Origin of the sequence: Actinospineispora acaciae DSM 45401, assembly GCF_000620785.1 — a bacterium.
In the GTDB taxonomy this organism is placed as follows: domain Bacteria; phylum Actinomycetota; class Actinomycetes; order Mycobacteriales; family Pseudonocardiaceae; genus Pseudonocardia; species Pseudonocardia acaciae.
Window position 1 is genome coordinate 652038 of sequence record NZ_JIAI01000001.1, and the last position, 23451, is coordinate 675488.

30 protein-coding genes are annotated in these 23451 nt (G+C 72.2%); 14 read left to right on the forward strand and 16 right to left on the reverse strand.

Features of this window, described 5'->3' with window-relative positions:
• Nucleotides 1–15 precede the first annotated feature (15 nt).
• Nucleotides 16–954, forward strand: coding sequence for a LysR family transcriptional regulator (locus N912_RS49180; RefSeq protein ID WP_064745141.1), 939 nt, complete (start codon nt 16–18; stop codon nt 952–954).
• A 285-nt stretch (nt 955–1239) separates the two neighbouring features.
• Here N912_RS49180 and N912_RS0103270 read toward each other — a convergent pair whose 3' ends face one another.
• Together N912_RS0103270 and N912_RS0103275 are read right to left on the reverse strand one after the other, a co-directional pair.
• A complete protein-coding gene (locus tag N912_RS0103270) occupies nt 1240–1605 on the reverse strand; it encodes a hypothetical protein (protein WP_028921301.1) in 366 nt (121 codons plus the stop codon).
• Nucleotides 1598–1786 carry a hypothetical protein gene (locus tag N912_RS0103275; RefSeq protein WP_028921302.1) on the reverse strand — a complete coding sequence of 63 codons (189 nt, stop codon included), beginning with the start codon at nt 1784–1786 and terminating at the stop codon, nt 1598–1600. The genes N912_RS0103270 and N912_RS0103275 overlap by 8 nt, the downstream gene beginning before the upstream one ends.
• A 73-nt stretch (nt 1787–1859) precedes the next feature.
• Between N912_RS0103275 and N912_RS0103280 the strand changes: the two genes are divergently transcribed.
• Nucleotides 1860–2321, forward strand: coding sequence for a DNA-processing protein DprA (locus tag N912_RS0103280; protein ID WP_028921303.1), 462 nt, complete (start codon nt 1860–1862; stop codon nt 2319–2321).
• Nucleotides 2322–2348: 27 nt separating this feature from the next.
• On the forward strand, nt 2349–3701 hold the full coding sequence (locus N912_RS63215) for an NsdA family TPR-like regulatory protein (RefSeq protein WP_483826442.1): 1353 nt from the start codon (nt 2349–2351) through the stop codon (nt 3699–3701).
• A 10-nt stretch (nt 3702–3711) separates the two neighbouring features.
• Here the strand turns inward: N912_RS63215 and N912_RS0103290 are convergent, their stop codons facing one another.
• From N912_RS0103290 to N912_RS49195, 4 genes are read right to left on the reverse strand one after another with little or no spacing between them, the layout of a single operon-like run.
• On the reverse strand, nt 3712–4704 hold the full coding sequence (locus N912_RS0103290; protein WP_028921305.1) for an asparaginase: 993 nt from the start codon (nt 4702–4704) through the stop codon (nt 3712–3714).
• 52 nt (nt 4705–4756) lie between these two features.
• The gene (locus N912_RS0103295; RefSeq protein WP_037062724.1) at nt 4757–5719 is read right to left on the reverse strand and encodes an isopenicillin N synthase family dioxygenase; all 963 of its coding nucleotides are present in this window, start codon (nt 5717–5719) and stop codon (nt 4757–4759) included.
• On the reverse strand, nt 5716–7098 hold the full coding sequence (locus N912_RS49190; RefSeq protein WP_051579525.1) for a purine-cytosine permease family protein: 1383 nt from the start codon (nt 7096–7098) through the stop codon (nt 5716–5718). Before N912_RS49190 ends, N912_RS0103295 begins: the two co-directional genes overlap by 4 nt.
• A 47-nt stretch (nt 7099–7145) precedes the next feature.
• Nucleotides 7146–8363 (reverse strand): cytochrome P450, encoded by a 1218-nt coding sequence (locus tag N912_RS49195; RefSeq protein ID WP_051579527.1) that lies wholly within the window; start codon nt 8361–8363, stop codon nt 7146–7148.
• A gap of 112 nt (nt 8364–8475) precedes the next feature.
• Between N912_RS49195 and N912_RS0103310 the strand changes: the two genes are divergently transcribed.
• Complete coding sequence (locus N912_RS0103310) at nt 8476–8745, forward strand: DUF2277 domain-containing protein (RefSeq protein WP_028921307.1); 270 nt, start codon at nt 8476–8478, stop codon at nt 8743–8745.
• A gap of 15 nt (nt 8746–8760) precedes the next feature.
• Here the strand turns inward: N912_RS0103310 and N912_RS0103315 are convergent, their stop codons facing one another.
• A complete protein-coding gene (locus N912_RS0103315) occupies nt 8761–9183 on the reverse strand; it encodes a MarR family winged helix-turn-helix transcriptional regulator (protein WP_028921308.1) in 423 nt (140 codons plus the stop codon).
• Nucleotides 9184–9261: 78 nt separating this feature from the next.
• Here N912_RS0103315 and N912_RS0103320 point away from each other — a divergent pair, with 78 nt between their 5' ends.
• The gene (locus tag N912_RS0103320; protein ID WP_245645168.1) at nt 9262–10116 is read left to right on the forward strand and encodes an MBL fold metallo-hydrolase; all 855 of its coding nucleotides are present in this window, start codon (nt 9262–9264) and stop codon (nt 10114–10116) included.
• A gap of 44 nt (nt 10117–10160) precedes the next feature.
• Here N912_RS0103320 and N912_RS0103325 read toward each other — a convergent pair whose 3' ends face one another.
• The 3 genes from N912_RS0103325 to N912_RS49200 are packed head-to-tail and all read right to left on the reverse strand — an operon-like array spanning nt 10161 to nt 13006.
• Nucleotides 10161–11084, reverse strand: coding sequence for a pseudouridine-5'-phosphate glycosidase (locus tag N912_RS0103325; protein ID WP_028921310.1), 924 nt, complete (start codon nt 11082–11084; stop codon nt 10161–10163).
• Complete coding sequence (locus N912_RS0103330; protein WP_028921311.1) at nt 11081–11950, reverse strand: carbohydrate kinase family protein; 870 nt, start codon at nt 11948–11950, stop codon at nt 11081–11083. Before N912_RS0103330 ends, N912_RS0103325 begins: the two co-directional genes overlap by 4 nt.
• A 9-nt stretch (nt 11951–11959) precedes the next feature.
• Nucleotides 11960–13006: a LacI family DNA-binding transcriptional regulator gene (locus tag N912_RS49200; RefSeq protein ID WP_064745142.1), complete on the reverse strand. Its 1047-nt coding sequence runs from the start codon at nt 13004–13006 to the stop codon at nt 11960–11962.
• 188 nt (nt 13007–13194) lie between these two features.
• Between N912_RS49200 and N912_RS63220 the strand changes: the two genes are divergently transcribed.
• The gene (locus N912_RS63220) at nt 13195–13401 is read left to right on the forward strand and encodes a hypothetical protein (RefSeq protein ID WP_156993132.1); all 207 of its coding nucleotides are present in this window, start codon (nt 13195–13197) and stop codon (nt 13399–13401) included.
• A 2-nt stretch (nt 13402–13403) separates the two neighbouring features.
• Here the strand turns inward: N912_RS63220 and N912_RS0103345 are convergent, their stop codons facing one another.
• Genes N912_RS0103345 through sigJ form a run of 3 tightly spaced genes read right to left on the reverse strand, consistent with a single transcriptional unit; the run spans nt 13404 to nt 16140 of the window.
• Nucleotides 13404–14387 carry a nucleoside hydrolase gene (locus tag N912_RS0103345; protein WP_028921313.1) on the reverse strand — a complete coding sequence of 328 codons (984 nt, stop codon included), beginning with the start codon at nt 14385–14387 and terminating at the stop codon, nt 13404–13406.
• Entirely contained in the window at nt 14384–15307 is a 924-nt protein-coding gene (locus tag N912_RS0103350) for an arginase family protein (protein WP_037062727.1), read from the reverse strand. Before N912_RS0103350 ends, N912_RS0103345 begins: the two co-directional genes overlap by 4 nt.
• On the reverse strand, nt 15304–16140 hold the full coding sequence (sigJ, locus tag N912_RS0103355) for an RNA polymerase sigma factor SigJ (RefSeq protein ID WP_037063386.1): 837 nt from the start codon (nt 16138–16140) through the stop codon (nt 15304–15306). The genes N912_RS0103350 and sigJ overlap by 4 nt, the downstream gene beginning before the upstream one ends.
• 58 nt (nt 16141–16198) lie before the next feature.
• Between sigJ and N912_RS0103360 the strand changes: the two genes are divergently transcribed.
• From N912_RS0103360 to pqqB, 6 genes are all read left to right on the forward strand, one after another.
• The gene (locus tag N912_RS0103360) at nt 16199–16597 is read left to right on the forward strand and encodes a nuclear transport factor 2 family protein (RefSeq protein WP_028921316.1); all 399 of its coding nucleotides are present in this window, start codon (nt 16199–16201) and stop codon (nt 16595–16597) included.
• Between the two features lie 71 nt (nt 16598–16668).
• On the forward strand, nt 16669–16800 hold the full coding sequence (gene pqqA, locus N912_RS66750) for a pyrroloquinoline quinone precursor peptide PqqA (RefSeq protein ID WP_156993134.1): 132 nt from the start codon (nt 16669–16671) through the stop codon (nt 16798–16800).
• Between the two features lie 11 nt (nt 16801–16811).
• Nucleotides 16812–17522, forward strand: coding sequence for a pyrroloquinoline-quinone synthase PqqC (pqqC, locus tag N912_RS0103370; RefSeq protein ID WP_028921317.1), 711 nt, complete (start codon nt 16812–16814; stop codon nt 17520–17522).
• Nucleotides 17522–17788, forward strand: coding sequence for a pyrroloquinoline quinone biosynthesis peptide chaperone PqqD (gene pqqD, locus N912_RS0103375; protein ID WP_037062728.1), 267 nt, complete (start codon nt 17522–17524; stop codon nt 17786–17788). The genes pqqC and pqqD overlap by 1 nt, the downstream gene beginning before the upstream one ends.
• Nucleotides 17788–18870, forward strand: a complete 1083-nt coding sequence (gene pqqE / locus N912_RS0103380; protein ID WP_028921319.1) for a pyrroloquinoline quinone biosynthesis protein PqqE — start codon at nt 17788–17790, stop codon at nt 18868–18870. The genes pqqD and pqqE overlap by 1 nt, the downstream gene beginning before the upstream one ends.
• Complete coding sequence (gene pqqB, locus N912_RS0103385; protein ID WP_028921320.1) at nt 18867–19754, forward strand: pyrroloquinoline quinone biosynthesis protein PqqB; 888 nt, start codon at nt 18867–18869, stop codon at nt 19752–19754. The genes pqqE and pqqB overlap by 4 nt, the downstream gene beginning before the upstream one ends.
• Nucleotides 19755–20083: 329 nt before the next feature.
• Here pqqB and N912_RS0103395 read toward each other — a convergent pair whose 3' ends face one another.
• Both N912_RS0103395 and N912_RS49205 read right to left on the reverse strand, forming a co-directional pair.
• A complete protein-coding gene (locus tag N912_RS0103395) occupies nt 20084–20476 on the reverse strand; it encodes a VOC family protein (RefSeq protein ID WP_028921321.1) in 393 nt (130 codons plus the stop codon).
• A 104-nt stretch (nt 20477–20580) separates the two neighbouring features.
• Nucleotides 20581–21153: a sigma-70 family RNA polymerase sigma factor gene (locus N912_RS49205; protein ID WP_051579530.1), complete on the reverse strand. Its 573-nt coding sequence runs from the start codon at nt 21151–21153 to the stop codon at nt 20581–20583.
• 114 nt (nt 21154–21267) lie between these two features.
• On the opposite strand from N912_RS49205, the gene N912_RS49210 reads away from it, so the two are divergent.
• Complete coding sequence (locus N912_RS49210; protein ID WP_051579531.1) at nt 21268–21654, forward strand: nuclear transport factor 2 family protein; 387 nt, start codon at nt 21268–21270, stop codon at nt 21652–21654.
• Here the strand turns inward: N912_RS49210 and N912_RS0103410 are convergent.
• Nucleotides 21566–22366 (reverse strand): CDP-alcohol phosphatidyltransferase family protein, encoded by an 801-nt coding sequence (locus N912_RS0103410; RefSeq protein ID WP_084210551.1) that lies wholly within the window; start codon nt 22364–22366, stop codon nt 21566–21568. The two genes, N912_RS49210 and N912_RS0103410, sit on opposite strands and share 89 nt — an antisense overlap.
• Nucleotides 22367–22455: 89 nt before the next feature.
• Between N912_RS0103410 and N912_RS0103415 the strand changes: the two genes are divergently transcribed.
• On the forward strand, nt 22456–23436 hold the full coding sequence (locus tag N912_RS0103415; protein WP_028921323.1) for a zinc-dependent alcohol dehydrogenase: 981 nt from the start codon (nt 22456–22458) through the stop codon (nt 23434–23436).
• Nucleotides 23437–23451 lie beyond the last annotated feature (15 nt).

Genomic DNA, 23451 nt, shown 5'->3' on the forward strand with positions numbered 1-23451 from the left:
CGGGATGGAGGTCAGGTGCTCGACGTTCATCGGCTGCGTCTTCTCCGCGAGCTGCACCGTCGGGGCACGATCGCCGCGGCGGCGGGAACCCTCGGCTACAGCGCGTCCGCGGTGTCCCAGCACCTCTCGTTGCTCGAACGGGAGGTGGGCGTTCAGCTGCTGGAACGGGTGGGGCGCGGGGTTCGGCTGACCCCGCAGGCCCTGATCCTGGTCAGGCACACCGACGCGGTGCTCGACCAGCTGGAGAGCGCGGAGGCCGAGGTCGCCGCGTCGCTGACGGCGATCCAGGCCACCGTGCGGGTGGCGTGCTTCCAGACGGTCATGCTCACGCTGGTCCCCGCCGTGCTCGCGGACCTGCGGGAGAAGGCGCCCGGCCTGCGGATCGACGTCGTGCAGCTCGAGCCGGAGCGGGCGCTGGAGTCGCTCACGGTCGGCGACTGTGACCTGGTGATCGTCGAGGAGTACCCCGGCCAGCCGGTGCCGAGGACGGCCGGCGTGGACCGGGTCGACCTCGGCGCCGACCGGATGCGGGTGGCGCTGCCGCCCAGCATGGACGGCACCCGCCTGACCAGCCTGGCCGACCTGGCCGACCGGCGGTGGGTGCTGGAGCCGCCGGGCAGCCCGCCGTGGCGGTGGACGATCACCCGCTGCCGGGAGGCGGGCTTCGAGCCCGACGTCGCCTTCCAGACCGAGGACATGCTCGCGCACATCGAGCTGGTGCTCGCCGACCAGGCCGTCGGGGTGCTGCCGGACCTGGTGTGGCGGGGCAAGCCACCCCGCGTCCCGATGGTCGAGCTGCCCGGCGCGGCGCACCGCCGGCTGGTCGCCACCACCCGGCGCGGCAGCGCCCGCCACCCCGCGGTGGTCGCGGTGCGCCGCTCCTTCGAGGGCGCCTGCCGCCGCTTCGGCATCAAGCCCGAGGGGGACGGTTCGGCCGCTGACGACGACGGGTAGCCCGCCTAGCCATCAGGCTCTGCCGCGTGTCGAGCGCAGATCTCAGCGACTACTGCCGCGCATCCCCCGGCCGTCGCCGGCACTCTGCCCGGCCTCGATTCCGGGGCTGACCGGCGCACTCCGAGCGTGGCGCTTCGATCGTCCGAAGCGCCACGCTCGCGCACCGGTGCCACATGCACGGATGAGTCTGGCGGGCGCACTGCGCGTTCGAGCAGGAACGATTCCAGGAGCAGCCTGGCGAAGCCAGCACCGCGCGACACGATGAGCCGGACGTAGCTGGTCTTGTCAGCCATGGTGACTCCACTTCAGCGCCACCGCGCGGCGTATCCGCCGGTCGTACTGTCGCGCGAGATACCAGCGGGAGAGTTCGAGGAAAGGCCCCGCATCGTCGTGCGGGTCGGCGGCCAGTACGCGCCGCCGGACGGCCGATGCCGGGCGAAGCTCGACGTGACCCGGGTCCGGGATGGCCGAAAGACACCGGCGGCACAACAGGGCGGGACCAGGTATGAAGATCCCGGGGAGGACGTGCACGCCGCAGGCCGCGACCGGGAGCGGATCGGCGGGGTCGTAGACGGCGTGGACGTGGTAGTCGGTCATGTCCAGCAACAGGCCGAACGTCAGCGTCTCCGACGACACGGGGGGCTCAGCCATGGCGTCGCCGCTCCGCTGCTGGGGTCATCTCTGCGTGGATGCTTGCCAGGTCACGCGGGCTCGGCCGGCCGGGCGCGGCCACCGCCGCTGTGCGCAGCGCCCGCACCAGCGACAATGCCTTGGCCGGCGCACTCTGAGTGATCATGTCCTCGACGTGGAGGGCCTCGTTGTGCATGCTCACGACCCAATGCAATCCTGATCAGCGGGATGACGGGAGATGACATTCGATGACATCGGCCGAGGTCAGGTGCACGATGGCGCGCACGGTGACGATCACCGGCTCGCGCTCCACAGACCGTCGGTCACCGGAGCACTTCCAGAAGCTCTTCGGTCTGTATCTGGCGCCGTTCGCCCACCGGGATTCTCAGTTCTACGTCGGCGGAGCGGTGGGGATCGACACCCTGACGCTGAGCTGGCTGGCCGCCTACACGCGTTCCTCGATCGCCGTTGTTGTGCCGTGCACCGTGGACGCTCAGCCTCAGGAGGCGTCGCATGCCATCAAGTTCTGGGACACCCAGAGGCGCCTGACGGAGGTGGTGGAGCTGAACGCACCACAACTTGGCACGGATGCCTACCACGCTAGGAACCGCTGGATGGTTGACCGCAGCGAGTTCATCGTAGGATTCCCTCGTGATAACGATCAGTGCAGCGGCACGTGGTATACGCTCAACTACGCCGCAGGGCAGGGCAAGCCGCGGATGATCGTGCCCATCTAGGGCAGGCCGAGCGAGCTACTAGTCAGCATGAGCGGAAGCGAGCAGGACACCGGAGCCGTCATCTTGCGGCGGCTCCGGGAAGCGCGTGGTTGGTCCTGGGCCGACCTGGCTCGCGCGATACGGGACACGGCACGGGATCTCGGTATCTCATCAGTGTCAGACGTACAGGTCGCAAGCATCCAGCGCAGTGTTGCCCGATGGGAAAGTCCAACCTATACGGGCAGACCGAGCGAACGTAATCAGTTGCTCTTGGCTCACCTATATTCCAAAACGAGTACGGGTGAAGCTTCCATCGGAGGCGGTTCCGACTTCGACGCACTACTCTCCGCGTTGCACCATTTTGGCATCAGCGAGGAGCGATTGCGCAGCCTCCGGGATTTGGTCGTCGAAAGTGCCGCCCGGAAAGAGAGCGCCCTACTAGCATTATTGGGACCGGAGTCTTCACCGGCCTTAGCTCGTGCACTCCGTAGCCCGGCTAAGTTGGATCAGGGCGTCATCGTGGAGCTCCAACAGGCGGTTACGGAGGTCAACCGAGATGTGGGCACGCAGCCGTTCGTCAGGCTCCAGCTTCGACTTGCGCCGGTCGTGGAGTCTTGTCGCCGTCTCACCGGTGCGACAGAAACGCCGAAAAGCCTTCATAGTGACCTGTGCATACTCGCATCCGACGCGTTTGTCCTCGCCGGTCGGCTTGCGTTCGAAACGCACGATGACAGCGCATCGGCCCTGTTGTATCAGGCAGCCACCGAAGCAGCAGACACGCTCAACGACTCGTGGCATCTAGCTGCAGTACACGCCAGTCACGCAATGGTGGCCCACTACGCAACCGGCATACCGAGTGCTGCTCGCCGAATCGCCCAAGAAGCCGTCAGAGCAGCCGAAAGTGGATCCAGTATCAGAATTCGGGCGCGAGCACTGGCTGTTCAAGCTGAACTGTCCGCCCGGACGGGGCGCCACCGCGAGGCAGATATCGGCCTGCTCCGAGCAAGGAAGACAATCGACCGCAATACCGCGGGCGATCCGACGGATGAGTTCGGCAGCGACCGCCTGGACGGCTTTGAGGGAGTTTGCCAACTCCACACCGATCGACCAGGCACCGCCAGCGAGCATATCGAGCGCTGCATCAGAGGCCTTCAATCCCCACGTAGCACCATTCAACTGGGAATCAACACCGCAGACCTAGCGATGGCTCGGCAACGGCTTGGCGATCCACGAGCCGCGACAGAGCTACTGCACAAATCCGTGGACATCGTGGCCAGCACAGGCGGCCGCGTCCCAGCACAGCGCATCCGGCAAGCACGGCTTGAACTGCGGCAGTGGCGTGCCGAGTCATTCGTTGCAGATCTGGACGATCACATCCACGATGCGCTACTCGGCAAGTAGTGTCCGGCGGTTACCTGCTGTCGAACAGGGACTGGATCTCGGCCGGGTCGTTGGTCTGGGTGAGCGCGAGCGAGAGCAGCACCTTGGCCTTCCACGGTTGAAGGTTGTCGGTGGTCACTGCGCCGATCGAGCGTTGCCAACCGGTGCTCGGCACCCGGCCGGAGCCGGTCCGCTGGCCCAGGCAGATCACCACGCCCTGTTCGGCCGCCCGCGCGAGCGCGTCGACCTGCGGCGGGGTCGGCCGCCCGGCGCCGGTGCCGGCGACGACCAGGCCGCGAGCACCCGCCGCCACCGCCGCGTCGATCATCACCTCGTCGGCGTCGACATAGGACACGATCACATCCACCCGGGGCAGCGCGTCCAGCCCGGCGATGTCGAACGCCCCGTGCTCGCGGGTGTGCCGGTGGTAGAAGCTGGTGCGGCCGTCGCCGTCGACGTAGCCCAGCGGGCCGAGGTCGGGCGCGTGGAAGGCCTGCACCCGCATGGTGGAGCCCTTGGTGACGTCCCGGGCCGACCAGATCGCGTCGTTGAGCACCACCAGCGTGCCCTGTTCGCGGGCACGTTCGGACGCCGCGACCTGGACCGCGCGCAGCAGGTTCAGCTCGCCGTCGGAGCTGAGCGCGGACGCCGGGCGCATCGCGCCGACCACGACCACCGGCTTCGGGGACCGCACCGTCAGGTGCAGGAAGTACGCGGTCTCCTCCAGCGTGTTGGTGCCGTGCGTGATGACCACGCCGTCGACGTCGGGATCGTCCAGCAGCCCGGTGGTCGCCGCCGCCAGCTCGAACCAGTCCGCCGAGACCAGCGCGTGGCTGGGCAGCCGGCGGAAGGCGACCTCCCGCACCTCGGCCAGCTCGGCCAGCTCGGGGATCCCGCCGACCAGTCGCCCCGACTCCAGCCGCTCGCCCCGGTCCGGGTAGTCGACGAGGTCGAGCCGGGAGGCGCCCAGCGAGTCGATGGTGCCCCCGGTGGTGATCAGCGCGATGACTGGCTTGCCGTCCATGACCCCATCCGATCACGACGGCGGCGCGCTCACCCGCCGAAGACGGTGTGGGTCAGCTCATGGTGGCGCGGAACTTCCCCATCAGGTGCGGGCCGGCGAGCACCGGCGGGTACCTCGGCGACCCACCGTCCAGGCAGGTCGGCAGGCACTCCACCCGCGCCGACCAGTTCGCGTTGAAGAAGAACGCCATGCTCTGGCGGCGGGTGGGCCGGCCGGGCCGCGGCGGCGGGTTCACCACCCGGTGCAGCGTGGAGCGCCACCTGTCGTTGGTCCAGCGGGCCATCAGGTCGCCGATGTTCACCACGAACGCGCCGGGCACGCTGGGCACGTCCACCCACCGGCCGTCCGGCGCGCGCACCTGCAGCCCGCCGGGGGCGTCGTCCTGGCGCAGCACGGTGAGCATGCCGTAGTCGGTGTGCGCGCCCGCGCGCAGCTGCCCGGGCTCGGGCGGGCGGTCCTGCTCCGGGTAGTTGAGCGCCCGCAGCGAGCTGGCCGAGCGGTCGATCTTGTCCGCGAAGTAGTCCGGTGGGAGGGCGAGCGCGAGCGCGGACAGCGACATCAGCCTGGCGCCGAGCGCGAGCATCTCGTCGTAGTAGCGGCGCCAGGCGCGGCGCAGCTCGGGCAGGTCGGCGTCCGGCCAGGGTGTCGGGGCGTAGGCGGTGGCCTCGTCGGGCTCGGTGAACCCGCCGGCCGGGGGCTCGGGCGGGCCGGCGTTGAACGACTCCTTGAGGTCGGCGGGCGCGGTGTCGGAGCCCAGCGAGCGGGCCAGCGACTCGCCGGACACCGGGCTGTAGCCGAACGGGTAGCCGGGCTCGGGCATCGCCACCGCCGTGCGAGCCGGCAGCGGCAGGTCGAAGAACGCCCGCGCCGCCCGCCACGCCGCATCCGCCGCCCCGGGGTCCACGCCGTGCCCGGCGACCTGGAAGAACCCGATCTCCCGGCACACCTCGTCCAGCTCGGCCGCCACCGCGGCGGCGTCGCGGTCCAGCTCGATGACCGGTACCACCGTCGTCATTCGACCACCGTCGCCGGCGCGGTGGCCTCGGCGGCGCCGGCCCGGATGCGGGGCAGCGCCAGCAGCACGAACAGCGCGGCGGACACCAGGCCGGCGACCACCGGCAGCGGCGCCAGCTCGTAGCAGAAGCTCGGCAGGAAACTCTGCCCGAAGAACCCGATCAGCGCCCCGACCACGGACGCGGCCACCGCGTCGAGCCGCCACAGCTCCCGCCAGCTCGTGGCCGGGCGGAAGAACTCGCTGGCCGGCGTGCGGCGGCGCTGCACGAACACCCAGTCCGCCAGCATCACGAACGTGAACGGAATGACCACGTTCCCGCACGCCTCCAGGAAGGCCTCGGCGTTCTCCAGGATGCCGGCCACCGCCAGCACCACCCCGAACACGCCGAGCACCACGGTGGCCACCGGCTGCTCCCACCGGCGCGGCTTGCGCACCGTGTTCAGCGCGACCAGCAGGTCCACCATCGCCGGGTAGAGGTTCATCGCGTTCGTGTGCAGCACCGCGACCGCGACACCGACCGCGGCGACGATCCCCCAGCCGGGGATGTTCTGGGCCAGCAGGGCGACGTTCCACTGCCCCGTCGCTGCCTGCGAGTACAGCCCGACCACGCCCATCCCGATCAGCGCGACCATGATCCCCGCCGTTGGCGCGAGGAAGTACGACGGCCGCTGCCCGCCGGTCCGCTCGGCCGGCACCGCGAACCGCGACACCGTGGAGAGCTTGTAGGTCCAGGACAGGATGGAGAACGACACGATGATGGTCAGCGCGCTGCCCCAGTTCATCGGCTTGGTCTGGGCCGGCGCGACCAGGTCGTAGCGCAGCGCGAGGTAGATGAACAGCGCTCCGTAGCAGACGATCAGCAGCAGCGCGGTGTACCGGTAGAACCGCTCCAGCCACTTCATGCCGAACAGCACCAGCACGATCTGCACGCCGCCGACCACGATGTTCCACAGCAGCAGTGACGAGTTCGTGATCGCGGCCAGGATGACCGCCCCGACCGCCGTGTTCAGCCCGAACCAGCCCAGGTTCACCACGGTGAACAGCGCGGAGAAGCCGAACGCGCCGTGCCATCCGTAGGTCCGCCGCGCCACCACCAGCCCGGACAGCGGCACCTCCCGGCCCATCTCGGAGAACAGCCCGGCCGGGACCAGCGCGATCAGCCACGCGATCAGGCACGCGATGACGAAGTTCTTCAGCCCGTAGTCGAAGAGCAGCTGCCCGATCAGCGGCGTGGTGGCCGAGCTGGCGGCCATCAGCCACACCACGAACATCCGGAACGGCCGCATGACCCGCTGGTCGTCGGGCACCGGCAGCACCCCGACCGTCTCCACCTCGGCTCCGACCCGACTGGACAGCGACAGCTTCTCCGGCTCGGTCATCGCGAAACCCGCCCTCTCTGTTATATCGCCTCACGCGCCGGCGAGGCTCAGGCGCGCTCAGCGCGCTGTTTGCCTTCGCCTCGGTGCCGGTCGCGCGTGAGATACACCGGGATGCGCTGGCGGCCGAAGGTGGTGCCACAGCTCACCGTCGGCTCGACAGCGCCCCAGTCGACCCGATAGTCCGGGATCCGGGCAAGCATCCGTTCCAGAACGATCCGCAGCTCCGCCCTGGCCAGGGTGGCGCCGATGCAGCGGTGCGGGCCGATGCCGAAGGTCAGGTGCGGGTTCGGCCGCCGGTCCAGCCGCACGCTGTCCGGGTCGTCGAACACCTCGGGGTCGCGGTTCGCCGCCGCCCAGGCCAGGAACACCTTCTCGCCCCGGCCGATCCGCTGGCCGCCGACCTCGGTGTCGGCGGTGACGAACCGGGCGAAGCCCTGCACCGGGGCCTGGTAGCGCAGCAGCTCGTCGACGGCGGCCGGGACCAGCTCGGGCCGCTCGACCAGCCGCCGGCGCAGCTCGCGGTCCTCGTCCAGGTACAGCGCCATGTTGCCGATCGCGGCCACCGTGGTGTCCACCCCGCCGAAGAGCACCATCATCATGGTGTCCACGGCCTCGTCGTCGGTCAGCGGCCGTCCCTGTACGGTGCCGGCGGCCAGCCGGGCGGCCAGGTCGTTCCCCGGCTCGCCGGCGCGGCGCCCGCGGACGTCGTCGGCGACGCGGCGCCGGATCGCGGCCAGCTGTTCGCCGGCGGTGTCGCGTTCCGGGGAGCCGACCGGGTGGGTGGAGAACGCCCGGATCGGCAGCACCACGTCCGGCCAGTCCTGCTCCGGCCAGCCGACCAGGCGCATGGTGACCTTGCCCGGCACCGGCAGCGCGAGATCCGCGACCAGCTCCGCCTCGTCGGCGAAGGCGTCCAGCGCCTGGTCGACATAACGGCGGATGTGCGGCTCCATCGCCGCGACGGCCGACGCCGTGAACAGCGGGTTGATCACCCTGCGGTAGGCGGTGGCCAGCGGCGGGTCGGCCTGCACCGGCAGCAGCCGGCCCGGGTTCTCCGCCGGGATCAGCAGGTCGTCCGCAGCGGAGGAGAACACCCCGGTGTCCAGCGTGCAGCGGCGCACGTCCCGGTAGCCCGACAGCACCCAGAAGCCGCCGTCGTACGCCGTGGAGTGCGCGACCGGGCAGCGTTGCCGCAGGTCCCGGTACACCCGCCACGGGTCGGCGGCGAACTCGGCCGTGTGGTGGTCGAACTCGCAGTGGGTCATGGTGGCACCAATCCGCGCCGCGTCGCGCCGGCGTACCGAGGAAGTTAATCCTTTAACGTGCTGGGGATCGTAAGGTTCTCGCGCTGTCGGCGGCAAGCCTTAGTCTGGCCGCATGTGCAGGAACATCACCACGCTTCGCGGCCTGGAGCCGTCGGCCACCTCCGAGGAGATCGAGGCCGCCGCGCGGCAGTACGTGCGGAAGGTCAGCGGCGTGCAGTCGCTGTCCGACGCCACCCGGGAGCCGTTCGAGGCGGCCGTCGCGGAGATCGCGGCGATCACCACCCGGCTTCTCGGCGAGCTGCCGGCCCGCCGCCAGCCGCCGACCACCGTGCCCCCGCTGCGCCGCCCCGAGGTCCGCGCCCGCATGGCCGCCCGCCGCTGACCTGTTTGGGCGCGTTCAGGGTCGGATCACGGCACGTTGGAGCAGTTCGTGCAGGGTGTCCTGTTCGGGCTGGGTGAGGCCGGCCAGTGGGGACTCCTGGACCAGCAGTTCGAGGAGGCGTTCGCGTAGCGCGGTGCCCTTGGCGGTCAGGACCAGGCGCTTGGCGCGGCGGTCGGTGGGGTGCGGGCGGCGTTCCAGCAGGCCCTGGTTCTCCAGGCGGTCGATCACGAACGTGGCGTTGGACGGCTCGCAGCTCATGCGTTCGGCGAGCTCGCGCATGGTCATCGGGCCGGCCAGCTCGCGCAGCGCGGTGGCCTGGGGCGCGGTCAGGCCCAGGGTGGCGGCGCGCTCGCGCACGTGGTCGGCGATCTGGCGGGACAGGCCGGTCACCAGGCCGCACAGCTCGCGCTCGGCGGCGGCTTCGGGTTCCGGGGGCACCTGGCGATGCTACCAACAACATCAAGCGACCATATTTACAGCTTGAATCATTCAAGCTCGAAGTTTATGGTCGGCGTCGTGACGGATACCGATGAACGGCTGCGCCGGCCCGCGACCCTGCGTTCGCTGTCGCTGGGCGAGATGAAGGTCACCTACCTGCCGGACGGCGTGGTCCCGCTGGCGCCGCGCGGCTGGTTGCCGGAGACCTCGGACGCGGTGTGGGCGGACCACCCGGAGTACCTCGACGAGTCCGGATACCTGGTTGCCAGCATCGGCGGGCTCTTGGTTCAGGCCGGTGACCGCGCGATGCTGATCGACGCGGGGTTCGGCCCGGGCTCGCTGCCCCCGGAACCGGGCGATCCGCGCGGCACCGTCCAGGGCGGCGCGCTGCTGGACGGGCTGGCCGCGGTCGGGTGCCCGCCGGAGCGGATCGAGGCGGTGGCCTTCACCCACCTGCACGTCGATCACATCGGCTGGGCGCCGCGGGGGGTGTTCCCCGAGGCGGACCACCTGGTGGCCGAGCCCGAGTGGTCGGGGCGTTCGCACATCGTCGCGCACGGCACCACCGAGGAGATGCTCGCGGCCCTGGCGCCTCGGGTGCGCACGGTGCGGGACGGGGAGGAGATCTTCCCGGGCGTGCGGGTGCTGTTCACCCCCGGGCATACGGTCGGGCACACCGGGTACGTGATCAGCTCGGGCGGACAGCGCCTGGTCGCGTTCGGCGACGCCCTGCACTCCCCCATCCAGGTCGACCACCCGCAGTGGCGCGCCGCGTCCGACCACGACGCCGGCCTGTCCGGGGCGTCCCGCCGCCGTGTGGTGGCCGAGCTGGAGCGGCCGGACACGATCGGCTACGGCGTGCACTTCGCGGACGTGGTGTTCGGGCGGGTCCGCCGGGACGGGGACGGCCCCGGGTGGCGGCCGCTCCCGTAAGCGAACCCGTGAGTGGCCAGGGCCGTCATAGCGACCCTAGCCACTCACGGGTCGTCGGCCTGGCGGCGGATGGTGGCGACGGCGATGGCGACCTCGGCGGCGACGGCGCCGTTGTTCTCGGCCAGCGCGAGGTTCGCCGGCACGCTCGCGCCGTCGGTCTCCGCCTCCAGCCTGGCCAGCACGTACGGGGTCACCGCCGCGCCGCTGACCCCGGCGGTGTCGGCGGCGGCGAGCGCGGCGTCCATGCTCGCCGTCAGCTCGGCGGCGTCCAGCTCGTGCTCGCGCGGGATCGGCACGGTGAGCAGCGCGCCGGTCGCCGGCCGGGCCCGGTAGGCGAGCACCCGGGCCACCTCGGCGGCGGTGTCCACCCGGTGCGGCACCGGCAGGCCGCTGGAGCGGACGTAGAACGCGGGGAAGTCGTCGTGCCGCCAGCCCAGCACCGGCACCCCGGCGGTCTCCAGGTACTCCAGCGTGCGCGGCAGGTCCAGGAACGCCTTGGCGCCGGCGCACACCGTGATCACCGGGTGGTGGGCCAGCGCGTCCAAATCCGCGGAGACGTCGCCGGCCGCGCCCCGGTGCACGCCGCCGATGCCGCCGGTGGCGAACACCGCGATGCCGGCCCGCTCGGCCAGCGCGACGGTGGCCGAGACGGTGGTCACGCCGACCGGCCAGCGCTGCGCGGCCGCGACCGCCAGGTCACGCTCGGCGACCTTGCGCTCGCCGGTGAGAACGCGCTCCTCCTCCCCAGGCTCCAGGCCGACCCGCCACACCCCGTCCAGCACGGCGACCACCGCCGGCGTCACCCCGGCCCGGCGCAGCGTCCCGGTGCAGCGGCGCAGCGCCTCGGCGTTGTGCGGCGCCGGCAGCCCGAGGGTGGAGAAGATCGTGGACTCCAGCGCCACGACCGGGTCGCCGTCGCGCACGGCGGCGGCGACCTCCTCGGACAGCGCGAACGGGGGGTGGCTCATGTGGCCTCCAGGGAAGGGCTGGCGAAACTGGCTCCCGGCGCGTCGAGCACCCGGGCGGCGAGGCGGTGGCCGGCCTCGACGGCGGTGCGCGGATCGGCGCCGCCGGCGGCCGAGGCGAGGTAGCCGGCCGCGAAGGCGTCGCCGGCGCCGGTGGTGTCCCTGGCCCGGCCTCGGGTCGGGACGGGCACCCGGATCGGCGGCGTGCCGGCCCCGCGCACGGTGGTCGGCCCGGCGCCGTTCTTGATCACGAACAGGGTGCCGGCCGGTGGCTCGTGATCGCCGAGCCGCAGCGCCCGGGCCTCCGCGGCGTTCGCGAACAGCACGGCGGGCCGGACGTCCGCGACCAGCTCCCGGAACCGCGCCGGGCCGTACTCGTCCAGCAGCGCCGTGGACGAGGCGTCCATCGTCACCGCGCACGAGGCCGACTTGATCAGCCCGTACGCACTGCTCGCGGCCGGCTCGGCGGCGAACGCGTACCCGGGCACGTGCAGGTACCGGACGCCGTCCAGCCACCCGGCCGGCACCGGCGCGAGCTCGGCGCTGGCGCCTCGGTCGGGCAGCATGGTGCGCTCCCCGTCCGGGTGCACCAGGACCACGATGCTGCCGGTCCGCCCGCCGCGCTGCACCCGGACGTCCACCCCGGACGCCCGGAGCCGTTCGACCAGCGCGCAGCCCAGCGGGTCCTCGCCGACCCTGCCGATGAACCTGGTGGACACCAGCGGCGCGGCGAACATGGCCACGTTGGCCGCGCTGCCGCCCCGGGTGCGGTGCACGCTCGCCGGGTTGTCGGTGCCGGCGCGCAGCGGGCCGCGCAGCCACACCACGACGTCCTCCACGAGGTCGCCGAGCACCGCGAGGTCAGTCACGCCCGTAAGTTATGCGTTTAACTTGCGGGTGGCAAGGACCGGGCCGAGCGAGCGGCGTTCCACCAGGGTGGTGGCCAGCGCGGTCTTCGTGGGGGCGCGGTGTGCGTCGGCCATCAGCTCGCGCAGCACCGTCGCCGAGGTGTGGCCCAGGTCGTAGGCGGACAGCCGGATGGTGGTCAGCGGCGGCGAGGTGATCGCGGAGAACGGCAGGTCGTCGAACGAGCCCAGGGACACCTGGTCCGGCACCGCGACGTCCAGCACGGCGAATGCGGCGAGCGCCCCGTACGCGAGCACGTCGGTCGCGGCGATGATGGCGGTGACCCCGTCGGCCCGCCAGGCCGGCCACCGTTCGGCGACCACGGCGCTGGCGGCGTCCACCGTGAGGTCGGCCCGCGCCCTGGTCACCGAGGTGCCCTGGGTGTCCCGGAGCCGGTCGAGCACCTGCCGGCGGCGGCTGGCGAACGTCTGCGCGTCCCTGGTCGCGTCCAGGTAGGCCAGCCGGCGGTGGCCGAGGGCGACCAGCCGGTCGACCAGCGCCCGCACGCTGGGTCCGGTGTCGAAGTAGACCCGGGACAGCTCGCTCGGCCCGACGGGTTCGTCGAGCAGCACGACCGGGCGCCCGAGCTCGCCGGGGTCGACCGTGACCCCGGGCAGGCCGATCAGGATGCCGTCCACCCCGAAGGCGACCAGCTCGTCAAGGTCCGGCAGGTCCCGATCCGGCCCCGCCACCGCGAGCAGCAGCCGGTACGCGCCCCCCAGCGCGCTGGCCACCCCGGCGGCGACCTGCGAGTAGAACGGGTTCGCCACGTCCGGGGCGACCAGCGCGACGCAGTGGCTGCGGCCGGTGACCAGGCTGCGGGCCGCCGAGTCCACGACGTAGCCGAGCCTGTCGATCGCCCGCCGCACCCGCTCCTGGGTGGCCGGCGCGACCCGGCCGCCGGCCTTGCCGTTGATCACCAGCGACACGGTGGCGATCGACACGTTCGCCTCGGCGGCGACGTCCGCAGCCTTCGGACGCCGCCCGGTCGGGCGGGGTGACTGGCCGCTCCCCGACAACCGCGCCTCCTCGAAAATGCCGGCCCGCCATCCTATTGCAGCGGTGCCACACCCGGATGGCGACCCGGGGATGCGCACGTTCGAGTGGTCTGCCCTACCGAGATCTTGCTTGTCGCCGGATTTCCATAGAATTGGCACCGAATTTCCCCCGCCGCATAACGGGAGTGACCCGCATGACGAGAACCGACGTGTCAGCCCTGCTGGCCGCTTCCGCCCTGGTCGTCGTTGGCGCATTCGCGCCCGCCGATGACTGGATCGGCACGGAAAGCCCGTGTGACGACGAGTTCCAGGCCGCCGCCGGCCACCGTGCGTGCGGCGAGGACGACCTCGTTTCCACCGACGACCCCGTCCTCGACCTGGACATACCGCTGGACCTTCAGCTTCGGCTCGGCTGATGTCACCCGATTGTGGCGCCGTCCGGCAGAAGAATTGGTAGACGGCAGGTCGTCTTCTTTGCTAAGAGGTCCCGCAGGTAGCGGTAAAAGCCAGCGGAATCGATTTCCTCGATAACCGTTGCATTCTCGGTGAGTCCGTGTATGCCCCACGACATCGCCGAGTAGCCTCGGGTCAGCTCGCCGGCGGTCTCTATGTCGACGTGATACCCGGCGGCCCGGGTGACGAGCTCCGGATGCAGCAGCGCGGCGGCCGTGAGCGAGTCCGGATGGGTGCTGCCGTCGATGCCGACGTTCCGGTTGAACTCGAGGGTGGCCGCGCAGGCCCGGGTGAAGAACTCCGAGATCGGCGTGCCCAGGGCGGCCAGCTCGTCCAGGGCGGGCTGGGCGAACAACGCGTGGCGCAGCGTCACCGGGTCCCACGGCAGCACGGTGATCTCGAAACCGGCCCGGAACACGGCCTTCGCCGCCTCCGGGTCGACGTAGAAGTTGAACTCCGCCGCCGCGGTGATGTTGCCGTGCCCGTTGTTCGACCCGCCCATGACGTAGAGCGCCTTGACGTTGCGCGCGAAGTCCGGGTCCTTCACCGAGGCTGCGGCCAGGTTGGTCAGCGGCCCGATGGCCACGATCGACAGCTCTCCGGGCCGCTCGGCTGCCAGGCGGATCAGCGCGTCGACGCCGTGTTCGGCCTGCGGGCCGTGGCCGGCCATGTCCATGCTCATGCCGCCGACGCCGTCGCCGTGCACGTTCTCCGCGCTCACCCAGTCCCGGACCAGCGGACGCCGGCAGCCGGTGTGCACCGGGACCTCGCCCAGGCGCCCGGCCACGTTCAGGGTCAGGAACGCGTTGCGCACCTGCTGGTCGAAGCCCACGTTGCCGGCCACCATCGTGATGGCCCGCAGGTCGGCCAGCGGGTCGAGCAGGGCGACCAGCAGCGCGACGCAGTCGTCCTGCGCGGTGTCGGTGTCGATGACCAGCGGGATCGTCATGCCGTGTCCCTCCCGGCCAGCACGGCCACCAGGGTGTCGGTCAGCTCGGCGGCCAGGCGGCCGTCGGGGTCGAGGTCCGGGTCGAAGATGCCGACGTCGATGCCGGCGCACCTCGGCGAGGCGACCAGCGGCCCCAGCAGCGCCCGCAGCTGGGGGTGGTCGAGCCCGCCCGGCTCCGGGCTGTCCACGGCCGGCATCACGGCGGCGTCCAGGATGTCGACGTCCAGGTGCACCCAGAAGCCGTCCAGCTCGCCGCGTTCGAGGTGGGCGAGCGCGGCGGTCGCGGCGGCGGGCGGGTCGGGGGCGATCGCGTCGGCCGGCCAGACGGGGATGCCGGCGGCGCGGACCTCGTCGGCGTACGCGTCGTCCGGGCGGATCCCGAGCAGCGCGGCGTCGTCGTCGCGGACGTACGGGGCGAGGCCCTCCAGGCCGGTCAGGTCGGGCTGGCCGCGCCCGGTGACCAGCGCCAGCGCCTCGCCGCCGGCGGCCCCGACGTGGCGGGAGTTGCCGCCGTGGCGGAAGTCCGAGTGGCCGTCCAGGTACGCCATCCCGTAGCGGCCGGCCCGGCGCAGCGCCAGCGCGGGGCCGAGCAGGATGCCGCAGTCGCCGCCGAGCACCACCGGGAACCGGCCGCTGCGTCGCTGCCTGGTGATCCGGTCGGCCAGCCGCGCGCTGTAGGACGCGATGGCGGCCGCGTGGAACACGCCGTCGCCGGGCCGCCAGCCGGTGCGGTCGTAGCGGGGCGGGGTCAGGCAGCCGCCGTCCTCGGCGCCGATCCGGGCGACCAGGCCGTTGTCGCGCACCGCGCCGGCCAGCTTGTAACAGCCCGGCACCGCGCCGACCAGCGGCGGGCGCAGGCCGAGGTTGGACGGCGCGTCCAGCACCACCGGCCGCCCGCCGTTCTCGGGGCGCGCCGTCACGGCAGCTTCTCGGGGCTGAGCACGGCGTACACGGCGGTGACCCGCTCGCGTTCGTCCACGTCCAGCGCGAAGACCAGGAACGGGGCGTCGCCGCCGAGCACGAGCGCGCCCGGCCCGCCGTTCACGGCCGACACCCGCACGGCCAGGCGCTCGGGCCAGAACGGCGCCGCCAACCGGAACCAGCGCGCGATCTCCTCGGCCCCGTGCATCGGCTCGCGCGGCGTCTCGCGCCGGCCGTTGGAGTCCGCGCGCAGCACCGCGTCGGGCGCCAGCAGCCCCAACAGCCCGTCGATGTCGCCGTCCACCGCCGCCGCCACGAACCGCTCGGTGAGCTCGCGGTGCTCGCCGTCGGCCGGTTCCCGCCGTGGCCGCCGCGTCCGCACGTGCTGGCGCGCCCGGTAGGCGAGCTGGCGGACCGCGCGCTCCCCCCGCCCGAGCATCGCCGCGATCTCCGCGTGCGAGAACTCGAACGCCTCGTGCAGCACGAACACGACGCGCTCGTCGGGCGTGAGCGTCTCCAGCACGACCAGCAGCCCGACCGACGCCGACTCCGCCAGCTCGGTGCGTTCGGTCGCGTCGCCGAGTATCGGTTCGGGCAGCCACGGCCCGACGTACTCCTCGCGGCGTGCCCGCGCCCGCCGGAGCTGGTCGATCGCCTCGTTCGCGACCAGCCGGAACAGATAGGCGCGCGGGTTCGCCACCCCGTCGGGGTCGGCGCGCCGCCAGCGCAGCCAGGCCTCCTGCAGCACGTCCTCGGCGTCCGCGCGGGTGCCCAGCATCCGGTACGCGACGCCGAACAACGCGGCCCGGTTGGCCTCGAAGAGATCGCCCATGTCGACCACGACCCTAGCCGCGCGTGACGCCGGCGCGCCGGCATTCGTCTCACCTGACATGAGCACTCCCGAGGAGAACCAGAAGATCGTCGAAGAGCTGTTGCGCCGCGTCTTCGACGTGCACGACCTGGACGCGGCGCTCGAGCTGCTGCACGAGGACTTCGTCTCGCACAACCCGCTGATCCCGCACGACCCCGCGACCACCAGCGGCCGGCAGGCGTTCATCGACTACTTCCGCACCCCCGCCGGCCAGGTGCTGATGCACGCGCACAGCGAGGTCCGGCGCATCGTGGCCGACGCCGAGCACGTGGTGGTGCACAGCAGGATCAGCCGGTCCCAGCCGCCGGACGTGGCGGTCGTGGACATCCTGCGGCTGCGCGACGGGCTGGTGGTGGAGCACTGGGACGTGGTCCAGCCCATCCCCGACTCGCCCGCGAACCAACACGGGATGGTGTGAATGCGGGTGCACGCACGGCGACCGGTCACTAGTGTCGGGCTGGAACGAACCAGCCGGACACGGAGGGCACCATGCCGATCGCCGAAACGGCCGAAGTTCTCGACACCGCCACCGAGCGCGATGAGCGCGCGGAGTGGACCCGCCCGGACTTCGACGAGTTCGCCACCCCGCCGGAGGTCACGGCCTACGCCGGCCAGCGCTGACCCCGACGAGCATGCCCGAGGCGGCGCTGAGCAGGTCCGAGTTCGTCGCCGAGCTTCGGGCGTTGGAAGGCCGGTACTGGGACTCGCACCCGTTTCACCGGCGGTTGCACGACGGTGAGCTGAGCAAGGGTGACGTCCAGCTGTGGGCCGCCAACCGCTGGTACTACCAGCGTTGCATTCCCATGAAGGACGCCGCGATCCTGGCGGCCTGCCCGGTACCCGAGGTCCGCCGGCAGTGGATGTCGAGGATCAGCTATCACGACGGTGCCTCGGCCGGCGAGGGCGGCGCGCAGCGCTGGCTTCGCCTGGCCGAGGCCGTCGGCGTCCCCCGTGAGGAGGTGCTGGACGAGCGGCACCTGCTGCCGGGCGTTCGGTTCGCGGTGGACGCGTACGTCAACTTCGCCCGCACCCGGCCATGGGTGGAGGGCGTCGCCGCCGGACTGACGGAGCTGTTCGCGCCCGGCCTGATGCGCCGGCGGGTGGCGGCCATGCGCGCCCAGTACCCGTGGATCGCGGCGGACGGCCTGGAGTACTTCACCGCCCGCATCGAGATCACCCCGGCCGAGGGGGCGGCCACCCTGGACCTGGTCGTCGACCACTGCCTGACCCGCGAGCAGCAACGGGCGGCGGTGGCGGCGCTGGCGTTCAAGTGCGACGTGCTGTGGGCGGTCCTCGACGCGCTGGACTACGCGACGGTCCGGCCTAGGTTGTCACAGTTGTGATGGAGGGCGCCCGGCCTCGGCTGCGCCGGGGCGTACGGCTCGGTTTCGACCGGGTGCGGGGCGCCGACGTGCTGCTCTACCCGGAGGGCGTGCTGTTCCCGAACCACACGGCCGTGGCGGTGCTGCGGCGCTGCGACGGCACCGCCACCGTCGACGAGATCGCGGCCGACCTGGGCGGCGCCTACCGGTCGGTGGATCCGGGCCAGGTCGGTGAGCTGGTGTCCCGGCTGGCGGAGCGCGGGATCGTCGACGCGGGGCCTGGCTGATGGCCGCCGACCCGCCGCTCGGGCTGCTCGCCGAGCTGACCCACCGGTGCCCGCTGAAGTGCGCCTACTGCTCCAACCCGCTCGAGCTGGTAACCCGGTCCGCCGAGCTGGACACCGAGGCGTGGCGGGACGTGATCGGCCAGGCCAGCGACCTGGGCGTGCTGCAGGTGCACCTGTCCGGCGGGGAGCCACTGCTGCGCCCCGACCTGGCCGAGATCGTCCGGCACACTCGTGCGCGGGGTTGTTACGTCAACCTGGTGACCAGCGGCGTCGGCCTGGACGAGCGCCGGGCAGGCGAACTGGCGCAGGCCGGCGTCGACCACGTGCAGCTGTCCATGCAGGACGCCGAGCCCGGCCCCGCCGACGAGATGGCCGGCATCCGCGCGCACCGCCGCAAGCTGGCGGCCGCCGCCGTGGTCGACTCGCTCGGGCTCGCGCTGACCGTCAACGTGGTCCTGCACCGGGGCAACCTCGACCGCCTCGGCGCGATCGTCGAGCTGGCCGCCGAGATGGGCGCCGACCGGGTCGAGCTGGCGCACACCCAGTACTACGGCTGGGGCCTGCGCAACCGGGCGGCGCTGATGCCCACCCCCGCCCAGCTCGCGGACGCGGAGGCTGTGGTGGCGGCGGCCCGGGAACGGTTCGGCGACCGCCCGGTGATCTCGTACGTGACCGCCGACTACCACGAGCCGTACCCGAAACCGTGCATGCACGGCTGGGCCAGCCGCCAGCTCACCATCACCCCGGACGGCGCCGCGCTGCCCTGCCCGGCCGCCTCGGTGATCACGAACCTGCCCCGCCAGGACGTCACGCGGGTGCCGCTGCGCCGGATCTGGTACGAGTCCGAGACGTTCACCGCGTTCCGGGGCACCTCGTGGATGCGCGAGCCGTGCCGGAGCTGTCCCCGTCAGGAGATCGACTTCGGCGGCTGCCGCTGCCAGGCCTACCAGCTCACCGGCGACGCCGCCGAGTCCGACCCGATCTGCTCCCGTTCGCCGCACCGGCCGCTGGTGGACGCCGTGCTCGCCTCGCCGCCGTCATCGTCGTCGGTGCTCACGCCGAGGCGGGTGACCGCCCGGTGAGGCTGGTGCTGCTCGGCACGGCGGCCGGCGGCGGCTTCCCGCAGTGGGACTGCGCCTGCGCGCTGTGTGCCCGCGCGGGCGAGCCCGGGGTGCCGGCGCGCAGCCAGGACGGGGTGGCGGTGAGCGCGGACGGCACCGACTGGTACCTGCTCAACGCCTCCCCCGACCTGCGAGCCCAGGTCCTGGCCACGCCCGCGCTGCGCCCCGGCCCGGGTCCGCGCGACACCCCGGTCCGGGGCGTGCTGCTCACCGACGGCGAGCTGGACCACACCCTCGGGCTGGCCATCCTGCGCGGCGCTCCTGGCCTGCGGGTCTGGGCGCCCGGCCCGGTCGCCGGCGCCTTCCCGCTGCGCACCGTGATCGACGGCTACGGACAGTGGGACTGGCGAGGGGTCGACGCGCCCGTCGAGCTCGGCGGCGGCCTCGAGGTGACGGCCGCGGTGATCAGCGGCAAGCGCCCCCGGTACGCCGCGAGCGCGCCCGTCGGCGGCTGGGTCGTCGCGTACCGGATCCACGACCCGGCGACCGGCGGCACCGCGGTGTACGCGCCCTGCCTCGCCGAATGGCCGGACGCGCTGGACGGCCTGCTCCCCGGCGCCGACGTGGTGCTGCTGGACGGCACGTTCTGGACCGCCGACGAGCTGCCAGGGGCGGCCGGCCGCGCGGCCGCGCCCGGCCCGGGGGCGAGCACGCCGATGGGTCACCTGCCCGTCGACGGCCCCGCCGGCAGCCTGGCCCGGATCCGCGAACGCCCAGGCCCGCGCTGGGTGTACACCCACCTCAACAACACCAACCCGCTGCTCGACGCCGGCTCCACGCCGCGCGAACAGCTCGCCGCCGCCGGCGCCACCGTCCTCGACGACGGCACCGAACTGCACATCTAGCGCGCCCCAACGGGACATGGCGGCCGCTGGGCGGGAGCGCGGCCGACCGCCAGCTCCCGCTGATCAACTCACTAGCACTGGCCCATCAACACTCCCCCGAGCGGACACCACTTCGTCGGTACGGACCCCTGCGCGTCCAGTGTGGTCGTGCCCGTGCCGACGTTCGCGCCACCCGTGGCGATGAGGGCAGCCGCCATGGCCGCACCAGCGGTGACGGCGAGCCAGCGAATGAGGCGCGTTGTCATGTCGGATCTCCTCCGGTCGGTGATCAAACGGCACGCATTTCTATCACGCTGACACCGTGCGCAACAGAAACCTCACCTACACCCTCAGGCCGACTGGATGATCACGAGCCGGTTGCCGTCCGGGTCGGAGAACTGGAACATCGGCGGCACCCCAGGCCACCGGGAGATTGCCGGGTCCACCTGTACTCCGTGCGCCGCCAGGTAGGTGTGGTCCGCCTCGGCGTCCTCGGTGGTCAGCCGGATGCCGGTGTCCGTACCGGGGGGCGTTTCCTCGGTGGCGGCGACCAGCGCGATCGAGGTCGAGGCACCGGGCGGGGCCACCTCCACCCAGCGCATGCCCTGGCCGGTTGTGTCGACCCGGGTCTCGAAGCCCAGCACGTCGCCGTAGAACTTCAGCGCCCGGTCCCGGTCGCCGACCGGCACCCCGACCGTCCGCAGCCCGGTGATTCGCGTCCGCTTGCCCACCGTGTCCTCCACTCTGCCGCTGTGTATGGACGGATAGACCGGCGAGAGCGCGCGGACTCATCGCGACGCTCGCGGGGCTCCTCTTCAGGTTGGCCGCTCAGTGCCGACTGCCGGTCTCAGGCTCCGCATGCCCGGGCGCCGGTGGGGATTCGACCGCCGGCGGACACCGAACGGAACTGAGCCACCGCGCTCCGGTGCTCGGACCGCGTCGGACGGTACCGGGGTCGCCCGGTGAGGACGTGCCGTCGGGCGCGGTACGCCACCTGGCGGACGGCGTGTTCGGTGCGGCCCAGGTCGGCGGCGATCTCCTCGTGCGTGAGGCCGAACACCTCGTGCAGCAGGAACACCGAGCGCTCGATCGGAGCGAGGGTCTCCAGCACGATCCGCAGGCCGGCCTCGACGGCGTCGGCCAACTCCGTCGCGCGGGCCGCGTCCTCGGTTTCAAGGCCGGCCGGATCCACGTCCCAGCCTGTCTCACGCCGGGCGGCCCGCCGTCGCAGATGATCGATCGCCTGCCGGGTCACCAGGCGGAACAGGTACGGCCGCGCGTCCTCGATCGAGTTCGCGTCGAGCCGGCGCCAGCTCAGCCAGGCGTCCTGCATGACGTCCTCCGCGTCGGCCCGGTTGGCGACGATCCGGTTTGCGGCCGCGAACAACTCGTCGCGGTTCCGTTCGAACGCGTCTCGCACGATCGGCTCCTCTCCCCAACCACTACCACGTTTCGCGTCGGCCCGATGTCACGCGTGACGCCGAGACGGTCGCTTGCGTGGAGGAAGCGTCACCGACGAGAGGGGCGACACAACATGACATCCAACGAGAGCCTGGTCCGTGAGCTGGTGTCCCGGTTCCGCGCCGGCGACGTTCCGGGCTTCGCCGACCTCCTGCACGAGGACTTCGTCTCGCACAACCCGGGCGTCCGACACGACCCGGCCGCGACCACCGGCAAGCGGGCCTTCCTGGCCTACCTGTCCACGCCGTTCGGCCGTGACCTGCTCGCCGGCTCGATCGAGACGAGACGCGTGCTCGCCGACGCGGACCTGGTCGCCGTGCACAACCACGTGACCACCGCGCACGGGCTCGAGCTGGCGACCGTCGACATCTTCAGGGTGCGCGACGGCTTGGTGGCCGAACACTGGGACGTGGTTCAGGCACTACCACCGGACCCGGCGAACCCGCACGGCATGTTCTGACCCGGCGGTTCCGGTGCAGCCAGATGACGTCGCGGCCGAACGACCAGCCCAGCAACACCAGCGCCAGCACCAGCGAGACCGCCGCGACCGACCGCGGCAGCACGCCGGAACAGGCCACCACCAGCACGATCCCCTGCAGGGCGGCCACCGTCTTGCGGCCCAGGCTCGGGGGCAGCGCCGCCTTCAGCCAGGGCGCCACCCAGGAGGCCGCGACGAACACGTACCGCATGGCGCCGATCGCCAGCACCCAGCCGCCGAAGGACGTCGCGACCTGCACGCTCAGCGCCAGGATGAGCAGCGCGTCGACCTCCATGTCGAAGCGCGCGCCCAGCGGCGACACCGTCCCGGTGCGCCTGGCGAGGTGGCCGTCCACGGCGTCCAGCACCAGCGCAACCGAGGCGAGCGCCACCAGCGGCGACGCGGGCGCGCCCTCCGGGAGCCGGTCCACCACCAGCGCCACCACGCCGCCGGCGAGCACCGCCCGGACCAGCGTGACCAGGTCGGCCAGGCTGAGCGTGAGCCGCCGTGCCCGATGCAGGCCGACCGTGAGCACCGCCCACCCGACCGCGGCGTACCCGACCCCCGCGAACCACCCGAGCGTGCTGAGCCCGACGCCCGCCCACAGCAGCGCCAGCAGGACGAGCAGGGTGCCCGCGCCGACGGCCAGCTCGGAGCCGTCCAGGCGACCGTGGATGGGAGCTGGTGTGATCATGTCCTCCGGTTCCTGATCGTCGCGGGCCGGGTAGCGTGCCGGCCGTTATCACATTCAAGGTTGCCACCCAGCCGTGCTGGAGGTTGACGATGGACCGTTCGGCCCGCGCGTTCTGGTTGCGTTCCCGGGGCGAAGGGGAGGTTCGGTCCGTCGTCCTCCCCGAACACGGACCGGGCGACGTCCTGGTTCAAACCCTCTTCTCCGGGGTGAGCCGGGGCACCGAGTCCCTGGTCTTTCGTGGCGGCGTGCCGGAGAGCCAGTACCAGGTCATGCGGGCGCCGTTCCAGGAAGGTGACTTTCCGTGGCCGGTCAAGTACGGCTACCTGAACGTGGGGGTGGTCGAGCACGGGCCGGCGGATCTGGTCGGGCGCACGGTGTTCTGCCTCTACCCGCACCAGACCCGGTACGTGGTGCCTGTCGACTCGGTCACACCGGTGCCGGACGGGGTGCCCGCGGCGCGCGCGATCCTGGCCGGGACGGTGGAGACGGCGGTGAACGCGCTGTGGGACGCCGCGCCGCTGGTCGGTGACCGGGTGGCGGTGGTGGGGGCCGGGATGGTCGGCTGTGCGGTGGCCGCCGTGCTCGCGGGCTTCCCGGGGGTGGACGTCCAACTGGTGGACGTCGACCCTGGGCGCTCGTCGGTGGCGGCCGCGCTCGGGGTGGGCTTCGCGTCGCCCGAGGACGCCGACGGGGACCGCGACCTGGTCATCCACGCCAGCGCCAGCGAGGCCGGGCTGGTCCGCTCGCTGGAGCTGCTGGCGCCGGAGGGCGAGGTGATCGAGCTGAGCTGGTACGGCGACCGGAAGGTCAGCCTGCCGCTCGGTGAGTTCTTCCACTCCCGGCGGCTGGCGGTGCGCGGCAGCCAGGTCGGCGCGGTGTCCCCCGCCCGGCGGGGGCGGCGCGGTTTCACCGACCGGATGTCGCTGGCCCTGCGGCTGCTCGCGGACCCCCGGTTCGACGCGCTGATCACCGGCGAGAGCGAGTTCGCCGACCTCCCCCGGGTGATGCCCGAGCTGGCCGGCGGCGACCGCCGCGCGCTGTGCCACCGGATCGTCTACGGTGCCGCCTAGCTGCAACGATGATCG

Bases quoted from the DNA above. Each gene is read 5' to 3' on its own strand.
- N912_RS49190 (WP_051579525.1), bottom strand. From the start codon at position 7,098: ATGACCGAGCCGGAGAAGCTGTCGCTGTCCAGTCGGGTCGGAGCCGAG.
- N912_RS0103290 (WP_028921305.1), bottom strand. From the start codon at position 4,704: ATGGACGGCAAGCCAGTCATCGCGCTGATCACCACCGGGGGCACCATC.
- N912_RS0103415 (WP_028921323.1), top strand. From the start codon at position 22,456: ATGGACCGTTCGGCCCGCGCGTTCTGGTTGCGTTCCCGGGGCGAAGGG.
- N912_RS0103410 (WP_084210551.1), bottom strand. From the start codon at position 22,366: ATGATCACACCAGCTCCCATCCACGGTCGCCTGGACGGCTCCGAGCTG.
- pqqA (WP_156993134.1), top strand. From the start codon at position 16,669: ATGCCGATCGCCGAAACGGCCGAAGTTCTCGACACCGCCACCGAGCGC.
- pqqD (WP_037062728.1), top strand. From the start codon at position 17,522: ATGGAGGGCGCCCGGCCTCGGCTGCGCCGGGGCGTACGGCTCGGTTTC.
- N912_RS63215 (WP_483826442.1), top strand. From the start codon at position 2,349: ATGAGCGGAAGCGAGCAGGACACCGGAGCCGTCATCTTGCGGCGGCTC.
- N912_RS0103360 (WP_028921316.1), top strand. From the start codon at position 16,199: ATGAGCACTCCCGAGGAGAACCAGAAGATCGTCGAAGAGCTGTTGCGC.
- N912_RS49210 (WP_051579531.1), top strand. From the start codon at position 21,268: ATGACATCCAACGAGAGCCTGGTCCGTGAGCTGGTGTCCCGGTTCCGC.
- pqqC (WP_028921317.1), top strand. From the start codon at position 16,812: ATGCCCGAGGCGGCGCTGAGCAGGTCCGAGTTCGTCGCCGAGCTTCGG.
- N912_RS0103345 (WP_028921313.1), bottom strand. From the start codon at position 14,387: ATGACGATCCCGCTGGTCATCGACACCGACACCGCGCAGGACGACTGC.
- N912_RS49195 (WP_051579527.1), bottom strand. From the start codon at position 8,363: ATGACCCACTGCGAGTTCGACCACCACACGGCCGAGTTCGCCGCCGAC.
- N912_RS0103325 (WP_028921310.1), bottom strand. From the start codon at position 11,084: ATGAGCCACCCCCCGTTCGCGCTGTCCGAGGAGGTCGCCGCCGCCGTG.
- N912_RS0103280 (WP_028921303.1), top strand. From the start codon at position 1,860: ATGGCGCGCACGGTGACGATCACCGGCTCGCGCTCCACAGACCGTCGG.
- N912_RS0103310 (WP_028921307.1), top strand. From the start codon at position 8,476: ATGTGCAGGAACATCACCACGCTTCGCGGCCTGGAGCCGTCGGCCACC.
- sigJ (WP_037063386.1), bottom strand. From the start codon at position 16,140: ATGGGCGATCTCTTCGAGGCCAACCGGGCCGCGTTGTTCGGCGTCGCG.
- pqqE (WP_028921319.1), top strand. From the start codon at position 17,788: ATGGCCGCCGACCCGCCGCTCGGGCTGCTCGCCGAGCTGACCCACCGG.
- N912_RS0103295 (WP_037062724.1), bottom strand. From the start codon at position 5,719: ATGACGACGGTGGTACCGGTCATCGAGCTGGACCGCGACGCCGCCGCG.
- N912_RS0103270 (WP_028921301.1), bottom strand. From the start codon at position 1,605: ATGGCTGAGCCCCCCGTGTCGTCGGAGACGCTGACGTTCGGCCTGTTG.